This window comes from Bacteroidia bacterium (genome assembly GCA_016218155.1).
Classification (GTDB): domain Bacteria; phylum Bacteroidota; class Bacteroidia; order Bacteroidales; family GWA2-32-17; genus GWA2-32-17.
Genome location: JACREQ010000075.1, coordinates 1 through 13,312, shown reverse-complemented (window position 1 = coordinate 13,312; position 13,312 = coordinate 1). Strand labels below are relative to the sequence as shown.

At 31.4% G+C, this 13,312-nt stretch carries 13 protein-coding genes; 8 read left to right on the top strand and 5 right to left on the bottom strand.

The window, feature by feature from the left end:
* Positions 1-73 precede the first annotated feature (73 nt).
* From tnpA to HY951_13635, 4 genes are all read left to right on the top strand, one after another.
* A complete protein-coding gene (tnpA, locus tag HY951_13650) occupies positions 74-538 on the top strand; it encodes an IS200/IS605 family transposase (GenBank protein ID MBI5541105.1) in 465 nt (154 codons plus the stop codon).
* A gap of 259 nt (positions 539-797) precedes the next feature.
* Positions 798-1,391, top strand: a complete 594-nt coding sequence (locus HY951_13645; protein MBI5541104.1) for a phosphatase PAP2 family protein — start codon at positions 798-800, stop codon at positions 1,389-1,391.
* 3 nt (positions 1,392-1,394) lie between these two features.
* A complete protein-coding gene (eno, locus tag HY951_13640) occupies positions 1,395-2,672 on the top strand; it encodes a phosphopyruvate hydratase (protein ID MBI5541103.1) in 1,278 nt (425 codons plus the stop codon).
* Positions 2,673-2,786: 114 nt separating this feature from the next.
* Positions 2,787-4,160 (top strand): GIY-YIG nuclease family protein, encoded by a 1,374-nt coding sequence (locus HY951_13635; protein ID MBI5541102.1) that lies wholly within the window; start codon positions 2,787-2,789, stop codon positions 4,158-4,160.
* Positions 4,161-4,204: 44 nt separating this feature from the next.
* Here HY951_13635 and HY951_13630 read toward each other — a convergent pair whose 3' ends face one another.
* From HY951_13630 to arcC, 5 genes are all read right to left on the bottom strand, one after another.
* Positions 4,205-5,146 (bottom strand): molybdenum cofactor synthesis protein, encoded by a 942-nt coding sequence (locus tag HY951_13630; protein MBI5541101.1) that lies wholly within the window; start codon positions 5,144-5,146, stop codon positions 4,205-4,207.
* Positions 5,147-5,160: 14 nt separating this feature from the next.
* The gene (moaC, locus tag HY951_13625) at positions 5,161-5,610 is read right to left on the bottom strand and encodes a cyclic pyranopterin monophosphate synthase MoaC (GenBank protein MBI5541100.1); all 450 of its coding nucleotides are present in this window, start codon (positions 5,608-5,610) and stop codon (positions 5,161-5,163) included.
* A gap of 34 nt (positions 5,611-5,644) precedes the next feature.
* On the bottom strand, positions 5,645-6,295 hold the full coding sequence (gene plsY, locus HY951_13620) for a glycerol-3-phosphate 1-O-acyltransferase PlsY (GenBank protein ID MBI5541099.1): 651 nt from the start codon (positions 6,293-6,295) through the stop codon (positions 5,645-5,647).
* Positions 6,296-6,428: 133 nt separating this feature from the next.
* Positions 6,429-7,430 carry an ornithine carbamoyltransferase gene (locus HY951_13615; protein MBI5541098.1) on the bottom strand — a complete coding sequence of 334 codons (1,002 nt, stop codon included), beginning with the start codon at positions 7,428-7,430 and terminating at the stop codon, positions 6,429-6,431.
* 18 nt (positions 7,431-7,448) lie between these two features.
* A complete protein-coding gene (arcC, locus tag HY951_13610) occupies positions 7,449-8,393 on the bottom strand; it encodes a carbamate kinase (protein ID MBI5541097.1) in 945 nt (314 codons plus the stop codon).
* Between the two features lie 215 nt (positions 8,394-8,608).
* Here arcC and HY951_13605 point away from each other — a divergent pair, with 215 nt between their 5' ends.
* The 4 genes from HY951_13605 to HY951_13590 all read left to right on the top strand — a co-directional run.
* Positions 8,609-10,000, top strand: coding sequence for an arginine decarboxylase (locus tag HY951_13605; protein MBI5541096.1), 1,392 nt, complete (start codon positions 8,609-8,611; stop codon positions 9,998-10,000).
* Between the two features lie 92 nt (positions 10,001-10,092).
* On the top strand, positions 10,093-10,788 hold the full coding sequence (locus HY951_13600) for a hypothetical protein (protein ID MBI5541095.1): 696 nt from the start codon (positions 10,093-10,095) through the stop codon (positions 10,786-10,788).
* A gap of 23 nt (positions 10,789-10,811) precedes the next feature.
* Positions 10,812-11,483 (top strand): DUF4412 domain-containing protein, encoded by a 672-nt coding sequence (locus HY951_13595; GenBank protein MBI5541094.1) that lies wholly within the window; start codon positions 10,812-10,814, stop codon positions 11,481-11,483.
* A gap of 108 nt (positions 11,484-11,591) precedes the next feature.
* Positions 11,592-13,312, top strand: a 1,721-nt coding sequence (locus tag HY951_13590) for a DNA translocase FtsK 4TM domain-containing protein (GenBank protein ID MBI5541093.1), incomplete at its 3' end; no start/stop codon positions are given.

The following is a 13,312-nucleotide window of genomic DNA, read 5'->3' as shown; positions in this document are numbered from 1 at the left end:
TTATAAAAAAATAAAAAAATACCTTTCAGCTACAGAGTAGCTGAATGTAAATTGATAAATACAAAATAATACCATGGCAAACACCTATTCTCAAATGTATGTTCACATTGTTTTTGCTGTAAGAAACAGAGAAAACCTAATTCCCAAAAAACATAAAGAGGAATTACAAAAGTATATTACCGGAATTGTAACAAATCATGGGCAAAAACTTTTAGCCGTTAATTGCATGCCAGATCATACACATATTCTTATTGGGTTTAAACCGAATATTTGTGTTTCTGATTTAGTAAGGGATATAAAAACATCTACATCAATCTTTATTAAAGAAAAGAAATTCACTAATTTCAAATTCTATTGGCAGGAGGGTTTTGGCTCATTTACGCATTCGCATCTTCAATTAACAACTGTAATTAATTATATTTTAAATCAGGAAGAGCATCATAAACAAAATTCTTTTAAAAATGAATATTTAGAATTGCTTGCTAAATATGATGTAGATTTTGATCCGCAATATTTATTTGAATGGTATGAAGAATAACATTAAGCTCCGCTGGAGCTTATCCTTGAAAATAAAATTATCTATAAACATTTTGTCCCGCAGGGACAAACATAATTTGAATAAATGATATTAATATTAAATATTAAGCTCCGCTGGAGCTTATTCTTGATAATGATTTTGTCTTTAAATATTTTATTTCTATAGGACAATAATAATTTGAAATAATAGAAATAAAATTTAATTTTATACAAATTATCATAATAAATTAACAATGTTCAATAAAAAATAATCAATCCTAATGATAGAATATTTAAACCAACTAGATACCCAATTATTCTTATTTCTAAACGGGTTAAACAATTCTTTTTTTGATCCGATTATGTATTGGTTAAGCGATAAGGATATTTGGATTCCTTTTTATTTTTTAATTGCATTTTTAATAATCAGGCATTATAAAAAGGATTCTATTTTAATTTTAGTTTTTGCAATTGTTGCTCTAGTTCTTTGTGATCAGGGAGCATCACATTTAATCAAAGTCTTGGTTGAAAGGCTACGTCCCTCACACGAACCAGCTCTTGAAGGATTAGTACATATGTCTTCCGCTGGTCCTGGAGGTATGTATGGATTTGTTTCCTCGCATACAGCCAATGCAATAGGTATGGCGGTTTTCTTTTGGTTAGCTTTGGATAAATCATTTAAAATATTGAAATATGTCATTTTTATTTGGGCAATTTTAGTATCTTACAGTCGTATTTATAACGGTGTACATTATCCCGGTGATGTAATTTGCGGTGCAATTTTAGGAGCTGTTATTTCATTCGGAATGTATAAGTTATATTTGTACACAAATAAAAAACTTATATTGAAAAAACAAAATAATACTAAAAATTAAATTATGGAAATAGTACATGTTGACGCAACCGAAATTCTCGATTCAAGAGGAAACCCTACAGTTGAAGCTACAGTAATTTTAGCAGATGGTACAATGGAACGTGCAATGGTTCCAAGTGGAGCATCTACTGGTGAACGCGAAGCTTGTGAGCTACGTGATGGAGACAAAAAACGTTATCAGGGTAAGGGTGTATTAAGAGCAGTTAACAATGTTAAAACCAAAATTGCTCCAGAAGTTAATGGTAAATATTTTTCTCAGCGTGATCTGGATTATTTTATGATGTCAATTGATGGTTCTCCAAATAAATCAAATTTGGGCGCCAATGCTATTCTTGCTGTTTCGATGGCATTTGCTCGTGCATGTGCTACAAGCAAAGGAATTCCATTGTATCAGTATTTAGGCGGTAGTAATGCATATCTATTGCCTGTTCCTTGCATGAATGTTATAAACGGAGGAAGACATGCAGATAACAATGTGGATTTTCAGGAATTTATGATTGCTCCTCATGGTGCACGTACTTTTAACGAATCAATACGTATGGGTATTGAAGTTTTTCACAGTTTAAAAGGTGTACTTAACGCAAAAGGATATAGTACTGGTGTTGGCGACGAAGGTGGATTTGCGCCAAATTTAAAATCAAATGAAGAGGCAATTGAAGTAATTCTTGAAGCAATAACAAAAGCTGGCTTTAAACCAGGTAAAGAAGTTAGTATTTGCTTAGATCCTGCTGCAAGTGAAATGTGGGAAAAAGGAAAATATCGTTTTTATAAGAGTTCTAAAAAATTAGTTACAAGTGATGATATGGTTAAAATGTGGGAGAGTTGGGTAAAACAATTCCCAATAGTTTCACTTGAAGATGGATTAGCTGAAAATGACTGGAAAGGATGGAAAAATTTAACTGATTCTGTAGGTAAAAAAATTGAGATTGTTGGTGATGATTTATTCTGTACAAACAAAGCTATCCTTGCTGAAGGTATTGCAAAAGGTGTTGCAAATTCTGTTCTGATAAAATTAAATCAGATTGGAACTGTTACAGAAACTTTAGAAACAATTGAATTAGCATTTAAGAATGGTTATAAAGCTTTTATTTCTCATCGCTCGGGTGAAACTTCAGATTCATTTATTGCTGATTTAGCAGTAGCTGTTAATGCTGGTCATATCAAAACCGGTAGCGGATGCAGGAGTGAACGTATCGAAAAATTTAATCAATTAATCAGAATTGAAAATGAATTAGGTACCAGTGCTAAGTTTGCTGGAATTTCTGCATTTAAAAATCAGTAAAAACCAAATTTTGATTACGAATGATAGATTACGAATAACATAGTATTCGTAATTTGTCATTCGTAATTTTTTTGTTAGATTTTAATATTTCTTTATTTTATAATTATTATATAAGTGTACGTTATTGTTGATATAGAAACCACCGGTGGTAGCTTTAAACACGAACGTATAACCGAAATTGCCATTTATTCTTATGATGGGGAAAAGATCACAGATAAATTTGTGACTTTAATTAATCCCGAGAAATCAATTCCGTATTTTATAACAAAACTTACAGGAATTTCAAATGAAATGGTTGCTGATGCTCCACATTTTTACGAAGTAGCTAAACAAATTGTAGAGATTATGCGTGGTAAAATATTTGTTGCCCATAATGCTACTTTTGACTACAATTTTATTAAAAATGAATTTAAAGAATTAGGTTTTGATTTTAAACTCGAAACATTATGTACTGTTAAGTTAAGTCGTAAACTATTTCCAGGATTAAAGTCATATAGTTTAGGTGAACTTTGTAATAGCTTAAATATTGGTATAGAAAACAGACACCGTGCGGCTGGAGATGCGCTTGCAACTGTAAAGTTATTTGAATTATTATTAAAACGAAATACCGAAACAGGAAATAAAATTCCCGTTAAGAAAGAAAAATATAAAATTCCTGAAGGTTTACATCCTGACATTACAATTAATACCATTGAAGAAATTCCTGAAGCTATTGGTGTGTATTATTTGTTAAATGATAAAAATGAAACAATTTATATAGGAAAAAGTAAAAATTTACGTGATCGAGTTCTTACTCATTTGCGAAATATGTCAAGCCGCAAAACAATTGAAATGGCTACTAATGTAGCTTCAATTGGACACGAGATTTGTGGAAATGAATTAATCGCATTGTTATTAGAATCAGAAGAGATAAAAAAACACAAGCCATTATATAACAGAATGCAGAGGAGGACTGGTTTTGCGTGGGGACTTTTTTCATATGAAGATAGAAGTGGTTATTTGCATTTGGCAATTGAAAAAAGTACAACCGGAACTACTCCAATAACTACATTTCATACTCATGAAGAGGCTATTGAATTTTTAGAATCCATGATTGATAAATATACTCTTTGTCAAAAATTTTGTGGGTTATATAATTCTACAGGACCATGTTTTTATTGTCAGGTAGGCAAATGTAATGGTGCATGCACAGGAAATGAATTATCTGAGAAATATAATTCAAGAGTTAAAAAATTGCTTAAATATTGCTCACTTGGTGATAATAGTTTTTTGATTATGGGTGAAGGGAGAACAGATGAAGAAATTTCAGTTGTTAAAGTTGTTAATGGATCATATTGTGGTTTTTCTTATTTTGATAATTCAACGCAAATTAACAATGTTCAGGAAATTGCAGAAAATATTCCTTGCCGCTCTGATAATCGTGATGTAAGAATGATTATTAAAAATTATATTCTGAGAAATCCTAAAATTAAAATTGTAAAACTTTAATATCTAAAGTCACACTGAGCGGCGTCGAAGTGCGACTTTTTAAACTAATGTGTATCCAACCCATGCATCATATATACAAGATGCTCGAAAGTTTTTAAAATTTCTGCCATGTATTCATTTACTGCTTTAACACTTCCGGGAAGAGTATAAACAATACTATTGCCTATTGTTCCGGCAACTCCTCGACTAAGTAATGCGTTTGGTTTTTCAGCGCCATATTTCGTACGAATATGTTCCATAATACCTGGAATTTCTTTTTCCAGCATTGGTTGAACTGTTTCAACGGTTATGTCGCGTGGTCCAATGCCTGTACCGCCAGTAGTTATAATTCCATCATATTTTTCGTGTACTGCTTTTTGAATATGTTTATTTAATTCTTCTTTGTTATCTGGAATAATATGATTAGAAATTTTTACTTTTCTCTTTTTTTCAGAAAAATGTGTTTTTAATAATTCAGTAATTCTTGGTCCGCTCAAATCTTCATATTCTCCTGCACTAGCACGGTCGCTTAATGTTATTACATAAAATTTAAAAACCTTTGGATGGAAAATCATGTTGTCGCCCTTTTTTAAAGAACCATTTCTTGTTACTCTTAAAAAAATTCCTTCTTTTGGCATAACACAATTACCGGTTTCATTATATATTGAGCAATTACTGCCATGGCATTTTTTTCCAATTTGAGTTACTTCTAATTCAACGTGACAACCAACAAATTTATCTAATGGAAGACAGTCTTTTATTTCTAATCCTTTGCAAGTTATATTTTCTGCAAACTCTCCGGGTTCCAGTTTTCTGCCCATTACTTTTTCGAAACGTTCAATACTTTCTGAAGCAAGCATACTTAATTGTCTGTGCCATTTACCTGAATGAGCATCACCTTCAATTCCAATGTTAGATAAAATAATTTCTTCTACAGATTTTTTTATTGTTCCCTTTTCTTCGGATATATTAACTGATAATATTTTAATTTCTGCAATTTGTTCCATAATGAATAAGTCAGTTATTCTTTTGTTTTCTTTACTAATTTAATATTGTTAATAACCATTGATTTATCAACTGCTTTGCACATATCGTAAATTGTAAGTAAAGCAACAGTAGTAGCCGTTAATGCTTCCATTTCAACACCTGTTTTACCTGTGCATTTAGCTTCTGAAACTATATTTATTCCTTTTTTTGTTTGTGTAGCTTTTACACTTACTTTATTCAGCTCTATGTTATGACAAAGTGGAATTAACTCTGCGGTTCTTTTAGCAGCTTGAATTCCGGCTATCTCGGCAACTGTTAATACATCACCTTTTTTCATTTGGTTATCCGAAATTAGCTTTAATGTGTTTGCTTGAAGTAAAATGTTACCTTCTGCAATAGCAACTCTTATCTGGTCAGGTTTTGAGCCTACATCAACCATATTTGCTTTTCCGTTTTTGTCTGTATGGGAAAGTTTTTTTGTCATAAAAATACTATTAAATATACATTATAGGTTATGCTTAACGTCCCCCGCGGCGAATTTGTGATTTAAAAATATATGTTTTGTTCTCTGTTAAAGTTACCAACCTTAAAATATTTTTTTGATGAGTAATAACAATAGTTACTGATGCCAAAATTGAGAATATCATTAATGAAATTGATGGTGTTCCAATAATGAAATTAATTAGCACCGGGAAAAAAACTCCGGCTAATAGTGATCCAAATGAAACATATTTTGTAATTACCAAAATAATAATAAATAACCCGGCACATATTGCTGCAGCAATTGGATGAAGTGCTATTGAAATTCCCAACATTGTTGCAACACCTTTACCTCCTTTAAATTTTGCGAAAACCGGAAAAATATGACCTGTAACTGCTATTATCCCAAGGATAATCGGAATTAGAAAGCTGTCAGCACTTTCCGGAAAAAGTTGCATAACATTAGTTGCAATAAAAACTGGAACCCATCCTTTAACAACATCAATAATAAAAACAGGGATCCCTGCTTTTGGACCTAAAACCCTGAAGGTATTTGTTGCACCTGCATTTTTACTCCCGTGCTCACGAACATCAATATTGTAAAAATATTTTCCTATCCATACAGATGTTGGAATAGAACCCATTAAGTAAGCGAATAATATAAAACCTATTAAATATAAAACTGACATCTGTTTGTTTTTAATGTAAAAATAAGGTTTTGAAAACCTAAATACTAAATTTTAACAATAATTATCTATTGCTACATAAAAAAAGAAAAGGCAATTCTTTAAGAATTGCCTTTAAAAATATGATAAAAAAATATTAAGAACCTAATGTAGCAACCATTACAGCTTTAATTGTGTGTATTCTGTTTTCTGCTTCATCAAAAACTATTGAATTTGGTGATTCAAAAACTTCTTCTGTTACTTCCATTCCATCTAATTTATATTTTTGGAAAATTTCTTCGCCCATTTTTGTTTCGCGATTATGGAATGCAGGTAAGCAATGTAAAAATTTAACTTTAGGATTTCCTGTAAGTTGTAACATCTTTGTGTTTACCTGATAAGGTTTTAACATTTTAATACGTTCTGCCCAAACTGAATCTGGTTCTCCCATTGATACCCATACGTCGGTATATAGAAAATCAACTCCTTTAACAGCTTTAGCTACGTCGTCAGTAATTGTAATTTTTGCACCTGTTTCTTTTGCAATTTCTTTAGCTTTTTTAACCAATTCTGCAGATGGTTGACAAGCTTTTGGAGCAGCAGCTCTAAAATCCATTCCCATTTTTGCAGCACCAATTAATAATGAATTTCCCATATTGTTTTTTGCATCACCACAATAACAGAAAGAAACCTGATTTAAAGGTTTATCGGAATGTTCCATCATTGTTAAAAAGTCAGCAAGAATCTGAGTTGGGTGAAATTCATTTGTTAAGCCATTCCAAACCGGAACTCCTGCATATTGTGCAAGTTCTTCAACAATTGCCTGACCGTAACCACGATACTCGATGCCGTCATACATTCTGCCAAGTACTCTTGCAGTATCTTTCATCGATTCTTTTTTTCCAATTTGAGTTCCTGATGGTCCCAAATAAGTTACATGTGCACCTTGGTCGTATGCAGCAACCTCAAATGCGCAACGTGTTCTTGTAGAATCTTTCTCAAATATTAAAGCAATGTTTTTGCCTTTTAATTTTTGTTGTTCAGTGCCGGCATATTTTGCCTTTTTTAAATCTAAAGCAAGATTTAATAAATAAGTAATTTCTTGTGGAGTAAAATCCAACAACTTTAAAAAGCTTCTGTTTCTGATATTAAATGCCATAATTTCTGGTTTTTATTGTTAATTTAATACTATTATTGTTCCTGCTTCTTTATTATGAAGTTGATCTGCAACTGTTATAATTGCTTCTTTCCCTCCATTTTTTACAAATTGAATGCATGCTTTTACTTTTGGTCCCATGCTTCCTTCGCCAAACTGACCTTCTGCTAAATATCTTTCAGCATCCATGATAGTAAGTCTATCAAGCTTTATTTCGTTTGGTTTATTAAAATTGATACAAACTTTAGGTACATCGGTTATAATATAGAATTCATCTGCACCAATCTGATTTGCTAATAATGATGAAGCTAAATCTTTATCAATTACTGCATCAATTCCTTCTAATTTGTGTGGTTCTACATAAAAAACAGGAATACCACCACCACCAACTGCAATTACAATATTTCCTTCGCGGGCAAGTTTTGCAATAGATTTTCTATTTGCAATTCTATTAGGTGAAGGTGATGCAACAACTTTTCTCCATCCATTTCCTTTTGCGTCTTCTTTATATTTTGATCCGGTTTCGGCAGCTAATTTTTCTGCTTCTTCTTTTGTATAATAAGGACCAATAGGTTTTGTAGGATTTGCAAATGCGGGATCGTTTTTATCTACAAGAACTTGAGTTATAAGTGTAATTATATCTTCATCCATTCCTTTTGCCTCAAGAGCATTTCTAAGTTGTTGTTCAATAACGTAACCAATAAAGCCCTGACTATATGCTCCACAAATATCTAAAGGCATTTCGGGAATACCATGAATTTTCTTTCCGCCATCGTTTTGTAAAAGAATATTACCTACTTGTGGTCCGTTTCCATGGGTAATAACTAAATTATATCCTTTTTGAATCAACGGTACAAGGTTTTCGCAAGTTTCATAAGCGTTTTTCTCTTGTTCGCTGATAGTTCCTTTTTGCCCGGCTCTTAAAAGTGCATTACCACCAAAGGCTACAACTGCTAGTTTATTCATAAAAATCTTAATTAAAATAAGGGTGCAAAACTAAATATTATTTTCCACATCTTACTAATATGACGATATTCTAATTTATATGTCAGTTAACAGATAAATAAAATTTAAAAATGTATGTTGTAATTATCTATTTTTTTTACTTTTGCAATAAAAGTAAAATCCGCGTTAGTTACTTTAAAAAATAATATTCAATTCGTCTAACTTACATTTGAAAAATGAAAACAAGATACCTTGACTTAATAGAACAAACTTTTGATTTTCCGCAGGATGAGTTTAAAGTAACTGATGATGAGTTGTCGTTTCATGATATTCCTTTAATGGATATTATCAAGCAATATGGAACGCCACTAAAGATTACTTATCTTCCTAAGATATCCGAACAAATACAGAAAGCAAAGCGCTTCTTTAACGTTGCAATTGCAAAATCTGACTATCAGGGTGACTATTTTTACTGCTATTGTACTAAAAGTTCACATTTTTCTTTTGTTCTGGAGGAGGCACTTAAAAATGATATTCATATTGAAACTTCATCTGCATTTGACATTCCGATTATAGATCGTTTATACGAAAATGGAAAAATTACTACTGATACATATATAGTATGTAATGGTTTTAAAAAAGCTTTATACATGCAATATATTTGTGAGCTTGTAAACAGCGGATTTCATAATACTATTCCGGTTCTAGATAATAAAGATGAATTGGATTATTACGAAAAAAATGTAAAAGTAAAAACTAAGCTGGGAATAAGAATTGCTGCTGAGGAGGAGCCCAGTTTTCAGTTCTATACTTCGAGACTTGGTTTTAGATACAATGAAATAATTGATTATTATAATACCAGAATTAAAAACTCAAAGAAGTTTGAACTTAAAATGCTTCACTTCTTTATTAATACCGGAATTAAAGATACCTCATACTATTGGAATGAACTTACTAAGTGTGTTTCTGTGTATATTGAGTTAAAGAAAATTTGTCCTGAGTTAGATAGTTTAAATATTGGTGGTGGCTTCCCAATAAAGAATTCTTTAGCATTCGACTACGAGTATGAATACATTGCGGAAGAAATCATCAGTCAGATAAAACGTTTATGTGAACAAGGCGAGGTTCCCGAACCAAATATTTTTACTGAATTCGGATCGTACACAGTTGGTGAAAGTGGAGCAGTTCTGTATAACGTTCTTGATCAGAAAAAGCAAAACGACAGAGAGCAATGGGATATTATTGATAGTTCATTTATGACAACCCTACCAGATATATGGGCTATGAACCAAAGATTTATTCTTTTAGCCGTTAATAATTGGGAATTACCTTACGAAAGAGTTTTCCTTGGCGGTTTAACTTGTGATAGTCAGGATTACTATAGTGAAGAGGCTCATGTAAATGCAATCTTTTTGCCAAAATTTGATAAAGAAAAACCTTTATTTATAGGTTTTTTTCATACAGGAGCTTATCAGGAAGCTTTAGGTGGATATGGTGGAATTCAGCATTGTTTAATTCCAGCACCAAAACATATTATTATTTCTAAAGATGAAAATGATGATTATGTAACCAAACTATTTGCTAAAGAACAGAGTGCCGTTTCTATGCTGAAAAACTTGGGTTATTAATATTCTTTATAATCTGTATTTTTTTTAAATTATAGCTAGTCATATAAAATATTTTTTTATTTTTGTCTTTATTATTTGAAGCAAAAAAAAGCATGCGATATACCGCAATAAGGATTAGTGGACTGATTTCAATATTTTTACTAATATTTACATACTCTTGTGGTATTGATGGTTTCTCTGGGAAATTAGATGAGGGAGTAATTGAATATGATATGGTTTATTTGCAGGATGAAAAAGATAATCCACTTATTAGCTTATTGCCAACATCTATGACAGTTAAATTTAAAGATGATGTTACTGTTCAGAAAATAGAAGGATGGATGGGTATTTTTCAAATGGCTGGTATTGCCGATAGAGATAAAAATAAGAGGCAGGCTCTATTGAAAATAATGAATGAAAAGTATTATTACGAAACTACAATGGACGGTCCTCAATTTGGATATGATGAAATGCCGGGAATGAAAGTTGAGAAATCTGATTCTACAAAAACTATTGCAGGTTATAAATGTAAGGCATATAGCGTTTCTTTAAATGATTCTGCAAATACAAAATTTATTGTATATTATACAGATGAGATAAAAATTAACAAGCCAAATTGTAACAATCCATTTAATATGATTGATGGAGTATTGTTAGAATACCAAATGGCATTTCAGAAAATACCTACACATTTAAAAGCAAAAAAAGTTATTAAAGAAAAGGTAAATGATGAAGAATTTGCAATTCCTGAAGGATTTGTGAAAGTTCCTAAAGAAAAAATGCAGGAAACTATTAGTAATTTAATGTAGTATTTTTAAATAAATCAAATCTTATGAAAATTGTTAGTGTAGCATTATTATTTGTTGCCGTATTAGTATCAGTTAATTGTATGGCACAAAAAAAAGGTAAAGAATTTACAGGTAGTATTTTATATTCTGTTACTGTTCAGGGTGAGGTTGATCCTTCAATGGCATCACAATTACCAACTGAAGTACTGATTTGTTATAGTGGTCCAAAAACCAGATTAGAACAAAAATCTGCAATGGGTTCAGTTATTATTATTACTAATTCTGAAACTAAAGAACAGGTTGTACTATTAGATATGATGGGACAAAAAATGGCACTTAAATCAACTAAAGAAGAAACTGAAAAAGCACAGGCAGAAATTCCAAAAGGCACAGTTACTGTTGGAACCGAAACCAAAAAAATTGCAGGATATGATTGTAAGAAAGCTGATTTTGTTCAGGATGGCAAAACTTCTACTATTTGGGTAACTGATGGTATTGATCTTAAAAATTCAAACTGGCAAACTCAATATAAAGATGTAGAAGGTGTTATGTTAGAGTATGTTCAAGAAGGTGGACAAGAAGGAGAAATTAAAATGTTAATTTCTGCAAAAGAAGTTAAAAAAGAGAAAGTTAAAGATGCAATGTTTGCAATTCCTACTGGATATCAGGAAATGTCTATGTCTGAGTTTAAGAAAATGATGGGTGGCGGAGAGTAATACACTTTTAACTGTTCATAAAAAATTCAAAAAAATCCTCTTTAATAGAGGATTTTTTGCTTAAAAATAAGCACTTTCGTTTCATATTTATGAAAGCAGTCCTTTAATATGGCCGAGAAAAAAAAGAAAACCGAAAAAGAATCAACAAAAACAGAAGAGAAAAACGTTTCTTTTATTAAAAGGTCTATTGGATTTATTACTGACGATCGTACAAAAGCTGTAATGGCAGTCGTAATAATTTGTTTTTCACTTTTTACACTTTTCTCATTTATTTCTTACCTTTTTACATGGCAAACAGACCAGAGTAAATTAACAATTAATTGGTTATCATTACTTGCTGATGAAAATATTATAGTAGATAACTGGGCTGGAAAAACTGGAGCATATATTTCAAATTTATTTATTAATAAATGGTTTGGATTGCCTTCAATTTCTTTCCTGTTATTTTTTTTATTGGTAGCTTTTAGGTTATTAAATTTAAAGTGGTTACCTTTTGGTAAGACTACCAGATACCTTATTTTTCTTACACTTTGGTTTTCGGTTGCCCTTGGATATTTATTTGGAAGCAACTGGTTTGTATTAGGTGGTGCTACAGGATTTTTTATAAGTAAATGGCTTAATTCTGCAGTAGGTGAAATTGGAACTTTCTTTATTCTGGCAGTAACTGCTTTTACTTTCATCATTTTTGTTTTCAGAGATGCTTTACTTTGGTTTAAAAGAATTTTAAATAAATCAAAAAATGCAATTATTCCTGTAAAAACTAAAAATCCTGCTACAGATGAAACAGAAGACAGAACATTTTCTGATGATACAAACAATGAGAAGGCAGAAGATGTTGCTCCAGTTGTAGAAGATGAATTACCAGTTGAGATAGATAATATTGAAGAAGAAAATAATGATGACGATTTTGAAATCGTTCAAACAATAAAAGAAATACCTTCTGACACCCCTGATGAAATTTCGCTTACTGTAGAAAGAAAAGAATCTGAACCCGAAGTTGAAGTAACTGACCAACCGGTTCAACCTATTATGGGCGACTTTGATCCTCGCCTTGAGTTATCACATTATAAATTTCCACCAATTGATTTATTGGAAGATCATCGCTCTTCTAATTCTGAGGTTAGCGAACAGGAATTGATAGCCAATAAAAATAAGATTATTGATACACTTAAAAACTACGGTATTCAGATTGATAAAATTAAAGCTACAATCGGACCGACCGTAACATTATATGAAATAGTTCCTGCCCCCGGAGTTAAAATTTCAAAAATTAGAAATCTTGAAGATGATATTGCTTTAAGCCTGGCTGCACTTGGAATTAGGATTATTGCTCCAATACCAGGTAAAGGAACAATAGGTATTGAGGTTCCAAATCTTAATCCTGAAATTGTTTCTATGCGCTCTGTTATCAGTTCTTCAAAATTTCAGGAGGCTAAATTTGATTTACCCGTAACATTGGGTAAAACAATTCAAAATGAAGTTTTTGTTTTTGATTTAACAAGGTCTCCACACTTATTAGTTGCAGGTGCTACCGGTCAGGGAAAATCAGTAGGATTAAATGCAATTATTACTTCTTTATTATATAGAAAGCATCCTTGTGAACTGAAATTTGTTTTAATTGATCCAAAGAAAATTGAGCTTTCAAGTTATTCTATTATTGAAAAACATTTTCTTGCTAAATTACCAGATGCTGTTGATGCAATTATTACAGATGTACAGAAAGTTAAGAACACGCTTCGTTCTTTAACCATAGAAATGGATACTCGTTATGATTTGTTAAAAGAAGCCGGTGGTGTAAGAACAATAAAGGAATATAACGAGAAGTTTAT